General features: G+C 54.9%; 20 protein-coding genes. All 20 read right to left on the reverse strand.

What is annotated here, in order from left to right:
- Positions 1-4 precede the first annotated feature (4 nt).
- Positions 5-1,105: a histidinol-phosphate transaminase gene (gene hisC, locus AC0YNU_RS09605; RefSeq protein ID WP_475755628.1), complete on the reverse strand. Its 1,101-nt coding sequence runs from the start codon at positions 1,103-1,105 to the stop codon at positions 5-7.
- A gap of 226 nt (positions 1,106-1,331) precedes the next feature.
- Positions 1,332-2,153: a tryptophan synthase subunit alpha gene (gene trpA / locus AC0YNU_RS09610; RefSeq protein WP_475755630.1), complete on the reverse strand. Its 822-nt coding sequence runs from the start codon at positions 2,151-2,153 to the stop codon at positions 1,332-1,334.
- Positions 2,154-2,157: 4 nt separating this feature from the next.
- Positions 2,158-3,351: a tryptophan synthase subunit beta gene (gene trpB, locus AC0YNU_RS09615; RefSeq protein WP_475755632.1), complete on the reverse strand. Its 1,194-nt coding sequence runs from the start codon at positions 3,349-3,351 to the stop codon at positions 2,158-2,160.
- Positions 3,348-4,046 carry a phosphoribosylanthranilate isomerase gene (locus AC0YNU_RS09620; protein WP_475755634.1) on the reverse strand — a complete coding sequence of 233 codons (699 nt, stop codon included), beginning with the start codon at positions 4,044-4,046 and terminating at the stop codon, positions 3,348-3,350. Before AC0YNU_RS09620 ends, trpB begins: the two co-directional genes overlap by 4 nt.
- Positions 4,046-4,840 carry an indole-3-glycerol phosphate synthase TrpC gene (gene trpC, locus AC0YNU_RS09625; protein ID WP_475755636.1) on the reverse strand — a complete coding sequence of 265 codons (795 nt, stop codon included), beginning with the start codon at positions 4,838-4,840 and terminating at the stop codon, positions 4,046-4,048. Before trpC ends, AC0YNU_RS09620 begins: the two co-directional genes overlap by 1 nt.
- Complete coding sequence (trpD, locus tag AC0YNU_RS09630) at positions 4,827-5,882, reverse strand: anthranilate phosphoribosyltransferase (RefSeq protein WP_475755638.1); 1,056 nt, start codon at positions 5,880-5,882, stop codon at positions 4,827-4,829. The genes trpC and trpD overlap by 14 nt, the downstream gene beginning before the upstream one ends.
- A gap of 8 nt (positions 5,883-5,890) precedes the next feature.
- Positions 5,891-7,441 carry an anthranilate synthase component I gene (gene trpE / locus AC0YNU_RS09635; RefSeq protein ID WP_475755640.1) on the reverse strand — a complete coding sequence of 517 codons (1,551 nt, stop codon included), beginning with the start codon at positions 7,439-7,441 and terminating at the stop codon, positions 5,891-5,893.
- A 310-nt stretch (positions 7,442-7,751) separates the two neighbouring features.
- Positions 7,752-8,120 (reverse strand): chorismate mutase, encoded by a 369-nt coding sequence (aroH, locus tag AC0YNU_RS09640; protein ID WP_475755642.1) that lies wholly within the window; start codon positions 8,118-8,120, stop codon positions 7,752-7,754.
- A gap of 1 nt (position 8,121) precedes the next feature.
- Positions 8,122-9,228: a 3-dehydroquinate synthase gene (gene aroB, locus AC0YNU_RS09645; RefSeq protein ID WP_475755644.1), complete on the reverse strand. Its 1,107-nt coding sequence runs from the start codon at positions 9,226-9,228 to the stop codon at positions 8,122-8,124.
- The gene (gene aroC, locus AC0YNU_RS09650; RefSeq protein WP_475755646.1) at positions 9,228-10,397 is read right to left on the reverse strand and encodes a chorismate synthase; all 1,170 of its coding nucleotides are present in this window, start codon (positions 10,395-10,397) and stop codon (positions 9,228-9,230) included. Before aroC ends, aroB begins: the two co-directional genes overlap by 1 nt.
- Before the next feature lie 304 nt (positions 10,398-10,701).
- Positions 10,702-10,869, reverse strand: a complete 168-nt coding sequence (locus tag AC0YNU_RS09655) for a hypothetical protein (RefSeq protein WP_170312169.1) — start codon at positions 10,867-10,869, stop codon at positions 10,702-10,704.
- A gap of 138 nt (positions 10,870-11,007) precedes the next feature.
- A complete protein-coding gene (locus AC0YNU_RS09660; RefSeq protein WP_475755648.1) occupies positions 11,008-11,790 on the reverse strand; it encodes a CheR family methyltransferase in 783 nt (260 codons plus the stop codon).
- Positions 11,791-11,829: 39 nt separating this feature from the next.
- Positions 11,830-12,273, reverse strand: coding sequence for a nucleoside-diphosphate kinase (ndk, locus tag AC0YNU_RS09665; RefSeq protein ID WP_475755649.1), 444 nt, complete (start codon positions 12,271-12,273; stop codon positions 11,830-11,832).
- A gap of 22 nt (positions 12,274-12,295) precedes the next feature.
- Entirely contained in the window at positions 12,296-13,270 is a 975-nt protein-coding gene (gene hepT, locus AC0YNU_RS09670) for a heptaprenyl diphosphate synthase component II (RefSeq protein WP_475755650.1), read from the reverse strand.
- Positions 13,267-14,136: a menaquinone biosynthesis protein gene (locus AC0YNU_RS09675; RefSeq protein ID WP_475755652.1), complete on the reverse strand. Its 870-nt coding sequence runs from the start codon at positions 14,134-14,136 to the stop codon at positions 13,267-13,269. The genes hepT and AC0YNU_RS09675 overlap by 4 nt, the downstream gene beginning before the upstream one ends.
- Positions 14,126-14,761 (reverse strand): UbiX family flavin prenyltransferase, encoded by a 636-nt coding sequence (locus AC0YNU_RS09680; RefSeq protein ID WP_475755655.1) that lies wholly within the window; start codon positions 14,759-14,761, stop codon positions 14,126-14,128. Before AC0YNU_RS09680 ends, AC0YNU_RS09675 begins: the two co-directional genes overlap by 11 nt.
- A complete protein-coding gene (locus AC0YNU_RS09685; protein WP_475755657.1) occupies positions 14,755-15,630 on the reverse strand; it encodes a UbiA-like polyprenyltransferase in 876 nt (291 codons plus the stop codon). Before AC0YNU_RS09685 ends, AC0YNU_RS09680 begins: the two co-directional genes overlap by 7 nt.
- Entirely contained in the window at positions 15,627-16,346 is a 720-nt protein-coding gene (locus tag AC0YNU_RS09690) for a demethylmenaquinone methyltransferase (protein ID WP_475755659.1), read from the reverse strand. Before AC0YNU_RS09690 ends, AC0YNU_RS09685 begins: the two co-directional genes overlap by 4 nt.
- A gap of 11 nt (positions 16,347-16,357) precedes the next feature.
- Complete coding sequence (locus AC0YNU_RS09695) at positions 16,358-17,224, reverse strand: heptaprenyl diphosphate synthase component 1 (protein ID WP_475755661.1); 867 nt, start codon at positions 17,222-17,224, stop codon at positions 16,358-16,360.
- A 180-nt stretch (positions 17,225-17,404) separates the two neighbouring features.
- The gene (locus AC0YNU_RS09700) at positions 17,405-17,938 is read right to left on the reverse strand and encodes a hypothetical protein (protein ID WP_475755663.1); all 534 of its coding nucleotides are present in this window, start codon (positions 17,936-17,938) and stop codon (positions 17,405-17,407) included.
- Positions 17,939-18,012: the final 74 nt, after the last annotated feature.

The raw sequence follows: 18,012 nt of genomic DNA on the forward strand, positions 1-18,012 counted from the left end.
GATGTTAGCCTAGCACCGCCGCTTCTGTTAGTACGGACTCCAGAGCAGCAATGAATGCTTCGTTCTGTTCTTGGCTGCCGATGGTGATCCGGATGTGATTCGGGTAGTGCTTCCATCTTGCGCGTGAGATAATGCCTCTGCGAAGCAAGCCGTCGAATGCTTGGGCGGAAGGCATTTTCACGTCGACCATGATGAAATTACCGTGGGCTTCGAAGTAAGGAAGTCCAAGACGGTCGAATTGCTTGTACATGTATGCCTTGCCTTCGGCATTGCGCTCTCTGCATTCTTTCACGAAGGCTTGGTCGGCAAGGGATGCCGCTGCGGCTGCCTGGGCAATCCGCGTCGTATTGAACGGCTCGCGGACCTGGTTGACCATGCGGATCAAATCGGCGTGCGCTGCTCCATAGCCGATGCGAAGCGAAGCCAAACCGTGAATTTTGGAGAAAGTGCGAAGCAGAATGACATTCTTGTATTCGCCGATCAATGCCACGCTGTCGGGGAGTGCCGATTCGTCGGTAATATATTCGATGTACGCCTCGTCCAACACGACGATAACATGAGAAGGAACCTGGCTGATAAAGGACTTCAGCTCTTCTCTTGCGACGATCGTACCTGTCGGATTGTTCGGATTGCAGACCCACACGATTTTGGTTAGGTCCGTTATTTTCTCCAGCATGGCGGGAAGGTCATGGACGCCGTTCTTGAGCGGAACTTCAACGATTGTCGCTCCCTCGATTACGGCATTATGGCGATATTGCGAGAAGGTCTCGTCCGCCATGACCGTCTCGTCGCCGGGAACCAGAAACGCTCGGGCAAGCATCAGAATGACTTCGTCAGAGCCTGCGCCGAAGATGATCTGGTCGCGCTCGACGCCCAAGAACTTGGCTACGTCCGCGGTCAGCTCCGTGCTGAAGCTGTCGGGATATATGCTGATATTATCCATTTCTTTGAGAACAGCTGCTTTCGCTTGCTGCGAGCTGCCGAACGGATTTTCGTTCGATGCCAGTTTAATGACTTCTTTCAGGCCTAATTCACGTTTGACTTCTTCGATCGGTTTGCCGGGCTGGTACACCGGCAGGCTGACAATGCTTTGTTTTGGTTGCATACGGATCACCTCATAAAATGGTTCATTGCTCGATTGCTATTCCAACATTGTCTCATATGTCGGTCTTATTTTAAAGTGCTTCGCTTATAATTTCTTTCATGCTTTTACGCTTTTATGCATAAAAGCATGAAAGAAACACAGCGGAAACCATGCAGAAGCACAAAAACCTTCGCGGCCGGGGCCAACGAAGGTTTCTATCTTTGGTGCCTTGGCTGCTCGATTGGACTCAGCCTTTCAGTGCGCTGACGAACGCGCGGATTTGCGCAAGTCCTTCCTGCTTCGTATCCGGCGATTGCAGCAGCGGCACGACCTCTTCGATCTTGCGCACGATGGCGCTGCCGACAATGACACCGTCAACCTGCTTGCTGAAGCGTTCGACTTGCTCGCGGCTCGAAATGCCGAAGCCGACGGCAATCGGAGTGTCCGTCGCGCTGCGAACGGTCGCCAGAAACTCGTCGATGCCCTGGTGAAAATCAGCACGGACGCCGGTTACGCCAAGCGACGAGACGCAGTATACGAAGCCGCGCGCTTTCGAGGCGATGCGTTTCACGCGGTCGTTCGACGTCGGCGCGACGAGCGGAATCAGATGAATGCCCGCTTCCTCGGCCATCCCGCGGAGCTCCGCATCCTCTTCGATCGGTAAATCCGGAATAATAAGGCCGCTGATGCCTTTCGCCGTTACGAGCTCGAAGAAGCGATCAAGCCCGTATTGCAGAATCGGATTATAGTACGTGAATAGAATGAACGGCAGTTTAATGCCTGCATTCCGAGACTTCTCGGCCACTTCGATGCAATCCACAAGCGTAACGCGTGCGTTGCTTAGCGCGCGCTCCGAAGCCCGTTGAATGACGGGGCCGTCCGCGAGGGGATCCGAATACGGCACGCCAAGCTCGACCATGTCAGCCCCTGCCTGCTCGAGCGCAGCGATGATTTCAACGGACGTCGCCAAATCGGGATCGCCAATCGTCAGAAAGGGGATCAGCGCGGTACGGCCTTCTTCACGCAGGCGTAGAAAGGCTGCGTCGATTGCGTTGACTTGGTTTCCCATACGATTACATCCCCCCTTCCAGATAACCCATGATCGCTTGCACGTCTTTGTCTCCGCGGCCCGACAAGCTGACGACGATAATCTGGTCAGAGCTTAGCGTCGGTGCCAGCTTCATGACTTGAGCGATCGCGTGCGCCGATTCCAATGCCGGAATAATACCTTCCGTACGCGACAACAGCTGCAGCGCTTCAAGGGCCTCCGCATCCGTGATCGGCAAGTAGGTTGCGCGCTCCGTATCCTTCAGATACGCGTGCTCCGGTCCGATGCCCGGATAATCGAGACCCGCGGAGATAGAATGCGCCGGCTGCACTTGGCCATGCTCGTCCTGCAGGACATAGCTGAGCGATCCCTGGAACACGCCATGGCGGCCTTTGGTCATCGTTGCCGCATGCTCTTCGGTTTCGACGCCGCGTCCCGCCGCTTCGACGCCGATCAGCTTCACGGATTCATCGTTGATGAACGGGTAGAACATGCCGATGGCATTGCTGCCGCCGCCTACCGCAGCTACGACGTAATCCGGAAGACGCCCGGCTTCCTTCTGGATTTGCTCTCTCGACTCGTCGCCGATGATGCGCTGGAAGTCGCGAACCATCATGGGATAAGGATGCGGTCCCGTCACCGAACCGAGAATGTAATACGTATCGTCGACATGGCTTACCCAGTAACGAAGCGTTTCATTGCATGCATCTTTCAGCGTACGCGTTCCGGACATGACGGGAACGACTTCGGCGCCGAGCAGCTGCATGCGGAACACGTTCAATTCTTGGCGCTTCGTATCCTCTTCGCCCATGAACACTTTGCATTCCAGGCCAAGCAAGGCGGCAACCGTAGCTGAAGCTACGCCATGCTGACCCGCGCCTGTTTCGGCGATGATTTTGGTCTTGCCCATCCGTTTGGCGAGCAAGCCTTGCCCGATCGTATTGTTGATTTTGTGCGCGCCGGTATGGTTCAAATCTTCACGCTTCAAATAGATTTTCGCGCCGCCGAGATGCTGGGACAGCCGCTCCGCATAGTAAAGGGAAGTCGGGCGGCCCGAATACTTCGTCAATAAGTAGCGAACCTCCGCGATAAATTCGGGATCTTTGGAGTAATGCTGATAAGCTTCCTCCAGCTCCATCAGCGCGTTCATCAACGTCTCAGGCACATATCGTCCGCCGAATTTGCCGAAACGCCCGTTTTCGTCCGGGACTTGCGTCATAAACCTAGCACCCTTTCCGCAAAAGCTTTGATTTTCGTAAGATCCTTCACGCCGTCCGTCTCCACGCCGCTCGATACGTCGACGCCATCCGGCGAATACCGGGACAGCAGCTCGCCGACATTATCGGGATGCAGCCCTCCCGCAACATAGAGCGGAATTCCGGCCGCCGCTGCCGCGTAACGGTCAATCACATGCCATGCAAACGTCTTGCCGGTTCCGCCGCCCGCCGTATCGACGAGAAAGGCGTCCACGCAGCCGCGATAACGCGCCAGCCTGTCAGGACCTGGAGACTGCGGATCATCGGCATCGCTGTCCGTTACCGAAAACACCTTCCATACCGCCGTACCGAAGGCCGACCGGACTTCCTCGCAGAACTGCGGCGACTCTTCGCCATGCAGCTGAATCACGTCCAGCGGAGCCGTTTGCAGCGTTTCGCGCAGCAGCTCCATCGTCGGATTGACGAACACGCCGACCGTACGCGGCGTATGCCCTTCATGGCTGCGCAGCTTGCGTACTTCCGCAATAAGTTCCGAAGCCAAGCCAGGCGAAACTTGCCTGCGGCTCTTCGCAAAGATGAAGCCTACCTCGTGAATCGGCAGGCCGTTCATCGCTTGAATCGTCTCGGCATCGCGCAGCCCGCATATTTTGACTCTGACTGCGCGCTTGCCTTCGGTACCGTGTTCTAAGGAAGCCATTACAGCTTCACCGGCCCCATCAGCTGTTCGACTGCCGCACCGACATCCGATTGACGCATAAACGATTCCCCGACGAGCACGCCTTTGGCACCGCATGCCTGAACGTAAGCAATATCTTCAGGCGTCGCAATGGAGCTTTCGCTAATTACCGTCACGCCGGGCGGGACGATCCCAATGAGGCGTTCGGTCGTCTTCAGATCCGTTACGAATGTATGAAGATTCCGATTATTGATGCCGACCAGCGTCGCTTTGCCAAGGCCGAGCACGTCCTGCATCTCTTCCTCGTCGTGTACCTCGATCAGAACATCCAGTCCGATCGACTTCGCGATATCGTAAAATTCGGCGAGCTTGGACGGACGCAGGATCGAAGCGATAAGCAGTATCGCATCGGCGCCGATCAAGCGCGCTTCATAGATCTGGCGGTAATCCACCGTAAAATCCTTTCGCAGCAGAGGCAGCTTTACTGCCTCCGATACTGCAGTCAAATACGCGTTCTTCCCTTGAAAATAATCCTCGTCCGTCAGCACCGAAATGCAGTCCGCTCCGGCTTGTTCGTAAATCCGCGCCAATTCTACGGGATCAAAATCCGCGCGAATCAGCCCCTTCGAAGGCGAGGCTTTCTTCACTTCTGCGATCAAGCCAACTGGCCGTCTGGTACGACCGGCCAAAGTCTTCTCGAAGCCTCTGCACGGCGGAAGCTCCGCAATTCGGCGTTCGGCGTCTACCAGGGAGAAATGTTCGGCTAACTGATCGACTTCACGGTTCTTCGTCGCTACGATTTTATCTAGAAACATGGCTCAACTCTCCTGTCGTTTCAATCAACTGCGCCAGCTTGGCGGCCGCAAGTCCTGAATCAATCACCGTTCTGGCGGTTTCGACGCCTTCGATCAGCGAACTGGCCGCGCCCCCGACGAAGATGCATGCGCCTGCATTGGCAAGGACGATATCGCGATAAGCGCCGGATTCGTTCCGGTCGAAGACGGAATGAATGATTCTTGCATTCTCGGCAGCGTCTCCGCCGATGATGTCGGACAACGCATGCGTGCGAAGCCCCAATTCTTCCGGCGTCAACGTGTACGTCGTCACGTTCCCGCCCTGCAGCTCGGAAATTTGCGTCGGAGACGATATGCTGATCTCGTCCAGTCCGTCGAAGCTGCTGACGACCATGGCGCGTTTCAATCCCAGGTCACCGAGCACGGACGCGATCGTATCAGTCTTCGTACGGTCATAGATGCCAAGCAATTGGCGATCCGCGCCGGCCGGATTGGTCAACGGTCCGAGCATATTGAAGATCGTGCGGACGCCCAGCTCGCGGCGTGGAGCCGCTGCATGCTTCAGCGATGGATGATACAGCTGCGCAAACATGAAGCAAATCCCGATCGCCTCCAAACATTGCGATGCCTGCTCGGCGTTCAGAGTTATATGGACACCGAGTGCTTCGAGCGTATCCGCGCTTCCGGATTTGCCGGACATGGCGCGGTTGCCATGCTTCGCAACTCGCACGCCTGCCGCAGCTGCAATGATGGCCGAAGCAGTGGAAATATTGAACTTATGAATGCCGGAGCCGCCAGTACCGCATGTATCCAGCAGGCCGCTTCGTTCCGTTACGACGTGATTCGAATGTGCGCGCATCGCTTCGGCAAAGCCCGTAATTTCTTCCCGCGTTTCGCCCTTCATCCGGAGAACAGCGGCAACGCCGCCGATTTGGGCCGGGGTCGCTTCGCCGCTCATGATAATATCCATCACGCTGCGCGCTTCTTCGCGGGACAAGCTGGTACCGCTAATCAACAGATTCAGCGCACGCTGCATCGTCATGATTTCGTTTAACACCGTCATCGTCCCGCTCACCCTTTCACGTCCGCAAAATAGTCCATATTGATCATGCTGCTTCCCCGCTCCGGCTGCGCGAATGCCGCCTCGGCTACCCGTACGGCTTTGAGCAGCGCCATCGCCTTGTTGACGGTCTCCATATATTCATTCTCCGGCACGGAATCCCAAACGATACCCGCTCCCGATTGCACATAGGCCTTGCCGTTCTTGAAGATCATCGTCCGAATCGTGATGCACGTGTTCAGGCTACCGTTAAAGCCGAGATAGCCGATTGCGCCGGCATAAGCGCCGCGCGCTTCGTTCTCGAGCTCCGCGATGATTTCCATCGCGCGCAGTTTAGGAGCTCCCGATACGGTGCCTGCCGGCATGCAGGATACGAAAGCATCGAAGAAATCCTTATCTTCCCGCAGCTTGCCCGAAACGTTCGACACGATATGCATGACGTGAGAATAACGTTCGATTTCCATATACGAATCACAGCGAACGGAACCGAATTCCGAGACGCGTCCGATGTCGTTGCGGCCCAGGTCGACCAGCATAAGATGCTCGGCGCGTTCTTTCTCGTCGGCCAGCAGCTCTTTTTCGAGCGCCAGATCCTGCTCGGCCGTCTTGCCGCGCGGACGCGTGCCGGCGATCGGGCGCGTCTCGACGCGTTCGCCGTCTACCTTCACGAGCGCTTCCGGCGATGTGCCGACAATGACTTCATCATCCATTTTCAAACAATACATATATGGCGAAGGGTTCATCGTCCGCAGTACGCGGTAGACGTGAAGCGGATCGACGTCCGTATCGATGCTGAAGCGTTGGGACAGCACCACTTGGAAAATATCGCCGGCGCGAATATATTCCTTCGATTTCTCGACGTTCGCGAGAAACTGTTCTTTCGTCAAGTTGGAGGAAACCTCGCCAAGATCCGGATCGGAAGGAATGCTGCCGCCCGACATGAGCGTCGTCGGCGTCGGCTGCTGCAGCCGCTCGATGGTCGCTTCAATCTTGCTGAGCGTGCTTTCGTACGATTCCTGAATGGCGGCGTCCGTCGCGCCTTCCGGAATATGAACGTTGCCGATCACCTGTACTTGCTGCTTGAAGTGATCGAATACGATCACTTGGTCGCAGAACATAAATTGCAGATCGTTCATTTGCAAGTCATCGATGCGGTGAGCCGGAAGCTTCTCATAATATTGCAGCAGGTCGTAGCCGAAGAATCCGATCGCTCCTCCAGTGAATGGAGGCAGGTCTGCGATTGCCGGACTGCGGTATGAGCGCAGATGCGCTTTCAGCAGCTCGATCGGTTTATCGTTCAGCACCGTTTCCTGTCCGTTCTTTTCAATGACCATCTGTCCGTTCTTGCCATGGATAAGCATGAACGGGTCTGTGCCGATAAAGGAATAACGGGCCCATTTGACCCCTCCCTCCACGCTTTCGAGCAGGAATGCGCGGCGTTCGCGGTAGAAGTGCTGGAAGATGCGGATTGGCGTCTCCGTATCCGCCATCACATGCCTCACGATCGGAATAAGATTATACGTGCCGGCTTGCCGGATGATGCTTTGGAGCTCCTGATTCATACTGCATCTCTCCCTCTCTAGTGGATAAATAAAAAGCTCCTGCCGCAGCAGGAGCGTTATGTGTTAGAAAGATGAAAAATGAGTATGAACGATAGGGGAAATAGCAGTGCGCAGGGATGTACCGCTGCATACTGTTACGACCTTTCACGTTGCACCTAAAGCTTACACTCATCTCGGCTCTGCTCATCTCTTCTAACCTAAACTGCTGCTCGTCTCTTCTCAGCTACTTCTTTAAGTAACCAATAACTATAACTCACTATACAATAGCATAATTGCATTCGTCAATCCCGATTGTCGTCCGCTTGCGCGGCTATGCCTTCGCCAAATCCGGACGCAGCGCCTTCGCGCCGGCCAAGTACACATGCTCGACCTGCTCTTGCGTTTTCTCCGTATTGACCAGCACCATCAAGCGGATGCATTTCGCAAGGCTGCCCTTGACCGGAACTTCCAACGCGCACATCAGCGGGACCAAGTCCCAGCCGCCCATGGCGCGGATTGCCCGTGCCGGAAAGGTTGCGTCCAAATCGCCGGTCACGGTAACGAATACGCTGGCGATATCGCCAGGCACGATCCCGTTCGCGTTCACGATGCCGTTCAGCAATTCAACGGTCGCTTGCAAAATCGGCTGTTCTTCATTGACGTCAACTGTAATGGCGCCGCGTATTCCCCGTACACTCATCTTAAACGGCCTCCTGTTTCAGTTCTTCCACAATCTCTCTTATGAGAGCGGTCGATACCGATTTATTGATTTCCACTTTACCGATCGTCAGCGGCACGATGAACGTAATGGTGCCTTCCTGGAATTTCTTGTCGTGCATGAGCGCGCGCATGATCGCATCCGTATCCAAATGCTCGGGAAGCTTGACCGGCAGTCCGACTCGCGAGAGAACTCGCTTCGTTATTCGGTAAACCTCTTCCGGCGCGCCCAGCCTGACAGCAAGGCGGGCCGAGCCGACCATCCCGATCGAGATGGCTTCTCCGTGTAGCAGCTCGCCATATCCGGCGACAGCTTCAAGCGCATGGCCGATCGTATGGCCTAGATTGAGGATCGCGCGAAGATCATTCTCCCGCTCGTCCTGAGAGACGACCGACGCTTTGACGCTGCAGCCCTTATACAGCGCATAACCAAGCGCTTCAGGCTCCAATGCCAGCAGCTTCTCGGCATTCTCGTCGCACCATGTCACGAACGAAGCATCCCAAATCAACCCATGCTTAACGACTTCCGATAAGCCGGCTTTCACTTCGCGCTCCGGAAGCGTTTGAAGCGTCTTCAGATCGTAAAGGACAAGCTCCGGCTGATGAAAAGCACCAATGATGTTTTTCGCCAGCGGATGATTGACCGCTACTTTTCCTCCCACGCTGCTGTCATGGGCGAGAATCGTCGTTGGAATTTGAACGAATTTGATGCCGCGCATATAGGAAGCCGCAACAAACCCGGCCAAATCGCCGACAACGCCGCCTCCCAGCGCCACGATGGCGGATTTGCGGTCAAGCCCGTTCTCCAGCGCCAGACCGACGAGCTTCTCCAACTGAGCGAGCGATTTGGACGCTTCTCCGGCCGGAATGACAGCGCTCGTAATGGTGAATCCTTCGTCGCGAAGGACAGCTTCCAGATGCGACAGATGTTTATCGGCGATGTTCGTATCCGTAATGATCATCAGCGGCGATTTTTTGCTGATTCCGTGCTCGGCCAGCCGTTTGCCGGCTTCATCGAGCAGTCCTTCTCCGATGTAGATCGGATAAGAACGCTCGCCAAGGTCCACGGTCAGCTCGCGGACGCCGACCATTAGTAGCTCCTCAATTGCTCGAGATAGTTGTTATAGTTCGCGCGAATCTCTTCCATGGAATCCCCGCCGAATTTCTCGAGGAACGCTTTAGCAACTTCCCATGCAACGACATGCTCCATCACGACGCTTGCCGCAGGCACCGCGCAGCTGTCAGAGCGTTCTACTTGTGCCGTGAACGGCTCTTTCGTATCGATATCCACGCTTTGAAGCGGCTTGTACAGTGTCGGAATCGGCTTCATGACGCCGCGAACGACAATCTGTTCGCCGTTCGTCATGCCGCCTTCGAAGCCGCCCAAGCGGTTCGTCGCACGATAGTAGCCGCGTTCCTCGCTGTACATGATTTCATCATGGACTTGGGAACCTCGGATCGTGCCCGCTTCGAAGCCAATGCCGATCTCGCAGCCTTTGAATGCATTGATCGACATAACGGCCTGAGCAATGCGGCCGTCCAGCTTGCGATCATACTGTACGTGGCTGCCGAGTCCGATGGGCACGCCTTCCACGATGCACTCCACGATGCCGCCGATCGAGTCGCCTTCGGCTTTGATTTGATCGATATAGGCCGTCATTTTCTCTTCGGTTTCCTTGTCCACGACGCGTACGGAAGATTCTTCCGTCAGACGGATCAATTCATCGAGCGGAAGCTTGTTCGCGGGCGCTTCGATCTCGCCGATACGGATAACTTGACCGCCCACCTTGATGCCGAAAGCGGCTAGAAATTGACGTGCAACCGCTCCGACCGCGACGCGAGCCGCCGTCTCCCGAGCGCTGGACCGCTCCAAAACATTGCGGAGATCCTTCAAATTGTATTTCAAACCGCCGTTCAAATCGGCATGTCCCGGACGCGGACGATTCACGCGGCGCTTCTCTTCGTCGCTGCCCTCGATCGGTTCGATGTTCATGACGGTCGTCCAGTGCTTCCAGTCGTTGTTCGCTACGACCAGCGCAACGGGCGCGCCTGTCGTTTTGCCGTGACGGACCCCGCCGACGATGTTCGCCGTATCCTTCTCGATTTGCATCCGGCGGCCGCGGCCGTGTCCTTTCTGTCTCCGGTGCAGCTGAAAATTCAATTCTTCAAAATCAAGCTGCAGGTTGCTAGGCAGCCCTTCAATAATAGCCGTCAACTGCGGACCATGTGTTTCTCCTGCTGTTAAATAGCGTAAACTCACAGTAAAGCTCCTCCTTCATGTCCGAACACACTAAGAAGAAATGGCCGTCGCCGCTCTAGGCAATTCAGCCATTGTCTTCCTTTAAACCTTATAGACAGCTATAGGCACGGAGCTTATTGATGTTATAAGGCCAAACTATGCAATCGGGTATGTATGTCTGCCTCAAATATCTTTGCTCATTATAGTATAGCGTCAGCAGTTTGACAAGAAAATGCAAGCCTGCCATAAGGGTCACGATCAAGAAAAAAAGCCGCCCGAAGCCGCCTTCGAGAAGGCGGTTCGAGCAGCCGTTGTAAAGGCTTATTTATCCATTGACGGATTGTCTGCCGCGCAAGAGCGGCGAGTCGGCTGTCAATTGGGGATCGTTCATGAGCCCGTTCATCTGACTCGTATCGATGCCGAGGATTTGGGCGCATTCTTGGACGCTGATAAATCCTCGCTTATACGCCGCGATCACTTTGCGTTTGTCCATGGTGCACCTCCAATGCGTGATGTCCTTCTATGCTCAGTATTGGAGATGCCGTTAATTCCTATACATACCATGCAAACGGCCGCTACGATCGCCGGGAATCCAGCGATATAGCGGCCGTTTGCGCCGTGCATGCCACAGCTAAGCTTTGCGACGATAGAAGAACGTCTCCGCCGATTCGAAGTCGTACTGAGCCGGCGAGAAAATTTGTTCCGTGCTGCCCACGAACAGCAGCCCTCCGGGCTTGAGCGCCTTGGAGAACTTGTGGTACAACACTTGCTTCGCTTCTTCCGTAAAATAAATCATCACGTTGCGGCACACGATGATGTCGAATCCGCTGTCGAACGTATCATGAAGCAAGTTCTGCTGCTTGAAGGTAATGATTCGCTTCAGCTTATCCGCGACGGCAACTTCGCCGTTGCCTTGCTGAACGAAATAATCGGATAGATAATAGCGTGGCACATCGCGAATAGAACGTTCCTGATATACACCTTGGGCGGCCTTTTGCAGCACGAGCCCATCCAGATCCGTCGCAAGGATGGAGACCCTGTCCTGCGCGCCGAGCGCATGCACGATCATCGATAGCGTGTACGGCTCTTCGCCGGTCGAACAAGCGGCACTCCAAATTTTCACCCGGCCTCCGCTCTTCAGAAGGTCTGGCAGAAATTTCTTCTCCATTGCTTCCCAGCGGCTCGGATTTCGCCAAAACTCGGAGACATTGATCGTCATCCGGTCCAAAAACTCGTTCATCAGCTTCGAATCCCGATTCAACTGCTGGTAATAGGAGGCAAACGTATCATAGCCGTATTTCTCACGGAGCGTCGTCAATCGGCGCTTCATCTGCGCTTCCTTGTACTGAGACAGATCAATGGCCGTCTTCTCTTTGATCCGGTCGATAAAGAAAGCGAAGTCTTTGTCTTCCAACTCGGTATCCCCCGCTGCAGACGCTTGGTCGCTAAATAATTAAATCCACTGCCCGATCGTTTGGTTATAATCCATTAACTCGCCGGGGGTGAAGAAAATGCCGATTTCCCTTTTCGCGCTTTCGGGCGAATCGGAACCGTGGATTAAATTGAAATTCGTATGAACCGCATAGTCGGAACGGATCGTTCCGGGTGCCGCGTCGAGTGCGTTCGTCTTTCCGATCATGGCACGCGTTAGCCCGATTACGTTATCCCCTTGCCATACCATGGCAAATACGGGACTCGACGTCACAAATGCTACAAGCGGCGGATAAAAGGGCTGCCCGATATGTTCCGCATAATGGCGCTCTGCGATTTCCGGCGTAATGCGCATGAATTTTGCCGCAACCAGTTTTAATCCTTTGCGTTCAAATCGCGATACGATTTCTCCGATCAACCCGCGCTGCACGCCGTCAGGCTTTACCATTAGAAATGTTCTTTCCATTCGAGTTCCCTCCTAGACGCGTTTAGTAGTTTCGTTTGGCTATGAAGTGCGCGATATCCGTTAAATTCTTCTTCGCCGGAATGTTGGGCAGATCGCTCAGGGCTGCGATCGCTTTGTTGATGTATCTCGTAGCCATCTCCTCGGCGATGCCTATGCCGGCGCTCTTACGTATGATGTTCAACGCGCGCTTCGTATCTCCTGCACCGTTCGACGCCTGAATCTGATAAATGTGCTCCTGCAGCTCCGTTGCGGCGACCGTCTCCTGCAGCGCCAGCAGCACTGGAAGCGTGATGTTGCCTTGACGAATATCGGAGCCCGGCGGCTTGCCGATCTGCTTCTCCGTTCCGAGCAAGTCGAGCAGATCGTCCCGGATCTGGAACGCCATGCCGACGTTGTAGCCGAAACGGTACAGCCGGTTGGCCGTCTTGCGGTCCGCGCCTGCCGCGATCGCGCCAAGCTGACAACTAACCGCGATTAAGAGTGCCGTCTTGCGGCGAATGCGCAGCATATAATTGCGGATGGTTTGCTTCGTATTAAAGAAATCGCGGATTTGCTCCATTTCGCCGATGCACATCTGCACCATCGCTTTAGCCAAGATCTGGTGAATCTCCGGATTCTCGAGCTCCGTCACCATGACAAGCGCTTTGCCGTATATGTAATCCCCCGTGTACATGGCGATCCGATTGTCCCATTTGGACTTCACGGTCAGCTGACCGCGCCGCGTTTCCGCGTTATCGATGACGTCGTCATGCACGAGCGAAGCCATGTGAATCAGCTCCAAGGGTACAGCGACCCGCTGGAGTACGCTCAGGTCGTAGGTGCCGAATTTGCCGGACAGCAGTACGAACACCGGGCGTATCCGTTTCCCGCCAGCTTTCAGCAGATGCGTCGAAGCATCGCTCAGCAGCGCGTGATCGGAAGTGACGCTGCGCGCCAGTTGCCCTTCGATAGCATCCAAATCGCTTTTCATTTTGGCGTAAATATCAAGTAGTTTCATTCGTTCTTCACCTTTAGAGCGGCATGATCCTCGAAAAATCGCATATGCACCTCATGCGGCAGCAATCCCAGCTGATGCGCATAATCGAAGTACAGCGAAAGGCCCGCTTGCTCGTCCGATCCGAAATTGTAGTGTAGCTCTTGAAAATATCGTTGCCAATAAGAAGGTTCTCCGCCCAATTGGGCGCAGGCTTTGGCTATCAAAGGCTTTAAATCGCGAAGACTTCGCTCTTTGCTCTCCGTTAGGGCGCGCAGAACATCCGACACCGCTTCCGGTTCGCGTTCGGCGACTTCCTTGCGGACCGCAACCAATGCGAACGTCATTCCGTAACCGGTCCAGCTGCGCCATAGCTCGCCCAGATCAATGACGGCGAGACCTTTCTCTTGATTCGCCCACGATGCATGAATCGCGGTATCTCCGATTAGCAACGCGGCATCCGCTTCGGCAAGCATTTCGTCCAGGGAAGGCTCCATCGTGACATAGGAGGGCTCTGCCTGATAATAGAGCTTCATCAGTATCTTCAGCAGATTGACGGAAGTGGCGGACGTCGCCGTCATCGCGATTCGTCCTCTCAGCACCTCATCAAGCGGCTTCTTCATAAACAGAAGGATGGAATTGACGCGGCCCTTCGCACTTACGGACAAATCCGGCAGCAGCAAATAGTTATCGGCGTTCTCCGCATAGGCGAACGAAGACATCGACGTGATGTCGATTTCGCCTTGCCTCAGTGCCCGATTAAGGGCAGCAGGCACGCGCTTCTCGATGCGAAACCGATCCTCCGGGAGCTGCTGCTCCGCATAATGAAAAACAGGCCAAACATTCGCATAGTCAATGCGGCCGACCGTGATCGGGCGATTAGTTCCCATGCTGTTCATCTCCCCATCTTCTGTACAAATCATGCTCCAGCGGAAGCTGATCAAGCACTTTCCCTACCATAAAGTCGACCATGTCGGCCATGCTCTGCGGACCGTAGTAAAAAGCCGGCATTGCCGGTATGATTCGAACCCCCAGCCTCGCAAGCGTAAGCATGTTCTCCAGGTGAATGGCGTGCAGCGGCGTTTCTCTCGGAACGATAAGCAGCTTGCGCCCTTCCTTCAGCATAACATCCGCAGCCCGCGTCATCAAATCGTCCGAAATCCCATGCGCGATCGACGCCAGCGTCCCCATCGAGCAAGGCATGATGATCATGCCTTCCACGCGGAACGAACCGCTTGCAATCGATGCTCCGATATCTCCGTTGGGATGCAGCGTCAGTCTGTTGTGCGTCAGCGCTTCCTCGAAATGTACCGCCAGTGCGGCCTGGCGCTTCGTGGCCTCCCAGCCGAGCTCTTCCTTGAGCACTCGCCAGCCGGCGTCCGTCACGACCAGATGAACGTCAATGCCGCTATCTAGCAGGCATTGGATCAACCGGACTCCATAAACGGAACCGCTCGCTCCCGTAATGCCGACGACCCAGCGCTTGCGCGCCGCGCCGTTTGCTTCCCCTACCATTCGTGCAGCACCAACAGATCGAGCACCGTGAAGGCAAACAAGGTGATGCTCAGCGCGCCGTTCATCGTGAAGAATGCCGTCTGCACCCGGCTGATATCGTTCGGTTTCACGAGCATATGCTCATACCATAGGAAGCCTACCGACGCAATGGCGCCGATCAAATAAATCCAGCCCAAGTCAGTTAACCAGTATAAAGAAATGAAGCCGATGGCTGTCAGCAAGTGAAATGCGCGCGCGATGCGAAGTCCGCCCGCAGGCCCGAAGCGAGCCGGTATGGAATGGACTCCCTCGCGCCGGTCGAATTCAACGTCCTGGCAGGCATAAATAATATCGAAGCCGGCCAGCCAGCAGACGACCGAACCGTACAGCACCCAAGCCGCAGGATCCAGGTTACCCGAGACGGCCACCCATCCGCCAAGCGGCGCGAGACCGATCGTAAGGCCGAGAACGACGTGGCAAAGCCATGTGAAGCGTTTGGTATACGAATAGAGCACTAAGAAAAACACGGCTACCGGCATCAGCGTCATGCAGATCGGATCCAGCTGCGAAGCCGCGATAAACAGCACGGCAAAGGACACCGCAATGAACACGACGACTTCGCCGGCTTTCAGCAGCCCTGCCGGAATCGCCCGTTTTGCGGTGCGCGGATTCTTGGCGTCCATGACGCGGTCGATAACCCGGTTCAAGCCCATTGCCGCGCTGCGCGCGCCGATCATCGCAAGCAGAATCCATCCGATTTCTGCCCAGTTCGGCAGCCGTTTCTCCAACATGACCGCGCCGATCAAAGCACCCATGAAGGCAAACGGCAGCGCGAACACCGTATGCTCGACCTTGATCATTTCCAATATAATGCGAGTTTTGCGTATCATCCTTTGTCCGTTCCCTTCATCCCCGTATGTAAAGCCGCGACGCCTCCGAACAGCGGATAGGCATGCACGTTACGAAGACCGATTTCACGGAACTTTTCAGCCAGCTGATTGGAATCCGGGAATGCCTTCAGCGACTCCGGAAGCCACTTGTATTGCTCGTAGCGCTTGGCGAATAGTTTGCCTAACGTCGGCATGACCCGCTCGAAGTAGAAGTAATAAATCCCTTTGAACGGCTGCCAGAGCGGCTTGGACATTTCGAGGCAAACGACCTGCCCGCCCGGTTTCACGACGCGCTTCATCTCGCGGAGCACCTGCTCAAGATCCGGAACGTTTCTCAAGCCGAAACCGATGGTTGCATAATCAAACCGGTTGTCTTCGAAAGGCAGCGCCATCGCATTGCCTTGATGCAGGGAGATTTGATGATCGAGCCCTTCCCGATGCACCTTCTGTCTGCCGACTTCCAGCATGTTGTGGCTGAAATCGAGCCCGACGACTTCGCCGGTCTTGCTGGCCCGCGCCAGCGCGATCGTCCAATCGCAGGTGCCGCAGCACAGATCGATCGCCGTTTGGCCCGGCTGCATGTTCATCTTGCGCATCGTGAACGCGCGCCATGCCTTATGTCTGCGAAAACTGATCAAGTCGTTCATTAAATCGTATTTCGGCGCTATGCTTTCAAATACGTCATGCACATATTCTTCCTTTGATTTGGATTGCACAATCTGTCACCTTACCTTCTGTCGTTGAGGGCGGAAGCCGCCGGCAGGAGCGGACGCATGAACGTCTCTCCGATCTGTTGCAGTTCGCGCATGAGCTTCTCGGAATCCAGACGCGCGACGATGGCTTGCATATGAGACACGGACTGGCTAATCTTCGCTGCCAGCTGACTGCGAATGTCGTAGGCCGACAGGAGTCCGGCAGCAAACGAAGGCTCCAAATGCTTGCCTTCGAGCTTACGCTTCTCTTCGTCCGTCCCAACGGTCAACACATGCCAATATCCCCAGCTCTGATTGAATCTTTCAGGCTTATCGCTGCGCAGCAGTTCGTCCATGAGGACCTCGCACCGGCCAAGTCCCTGAAGCAATTCCGTCCAAATGCGCGACATCTTCTCGTCCATGATTTCCGTGAACACCGTAAAGAGTTCCGTTTTCAACTGGACGCATTGATTCAAATAATCCTCTGCGCTCAGTTTGAGTTGTTTCATTCTCATGTAGAAATTAACTTTAAGCTTGTTGACTTCGCATACGCCGTTGCTGATCCGTTTGATCATGCCCACTTGCCCTGCCTGCGCAAGCAGTTGGTAGAAGCGGCTGCTGTAATAATCGCCGGCGAGCACCTTCAGCTGCCGCGAACGCATTTCTTTCTCGGCGACCCGCCCCGATTCGTCGATCATGTCATGGGTATCCATGCCCAGCTGTACAAGCGAAACGACCAAGGAATAGAGCTCGTTATGAAGCAGCGGCGTACGTTGATTCGATAGAAAAGCAAAGAGCAGCCGTGCCCGCGCATCGGGGAAATCCGGCAACTCTGTATGGGCTTGGATCATATCGTACTCCACGTACTTCTTGGCGATCTCGGGAATTTTGTATACTTTCATTGGCCTAGCCTCCGGACAGTTCAGCTTATGAAGAAACGGCGACTCCGCCATGTGTCGGCTGAGCGGTTTTTCCCTCGGAAATATAAGCAAAGAAACGATTGGAAATAATCGGACTTTCTTATATTTAAAGGTTAGCTGCTTTATAATCTAAATAATTATAGCACTATGTTTGTCGTTTCGCTACAACGGAGAACCGGACAAACGCAAGCGCTGACGCCATATTTCCTCTTGAAACGGCTCCGCCGCACTTAAGTTTGACAGATCTGTGGACAACCATGCGTCGCTCCGCCTGACGTCGATTGCGGCAAGCACCCTTGCATCGCTCCGCGCGTCTTCCGCATCCGGCTGGAGCGGCGCAACGAACCGAACGAGCACCCGGTTTACGTTGTCCGTGCGGATGAAGGCGAACTCGAACAGCCGGCGCAAATCGTCCATCCATCTGTCTACAGCATTCCCATATTCCTCATTCGATAAATCCACGCTCAGCACGGACCCGTTCCATGCTACCTTCTTCACCTTTAAAGTCAAATTCAAACCGAGCATGGAATCGACGACCGTATCCGAGCTGAGCCGCTTGATGGGAACAGGATGAAAGACGGACACGTCGCGCGCCCCCTCGTTCATCCGCTCGTTCGCGAGCGGCAGCACGGTGATCAGCAGCGTGATGGCAAGCGTGATTGTACTGGCATAGAGAAGCCCTTTCCAATGCGGCATGAAGCATCCTTCCTTCGCGCACAGAATGTCCTGCTTCTCTTAGTGTACAAACTAAAAAAGCAGGCTATGCCTGC

The sequence above is a fragment of the Paenibacillus sp. J31P316 genome (assembly GCF_056269105.1).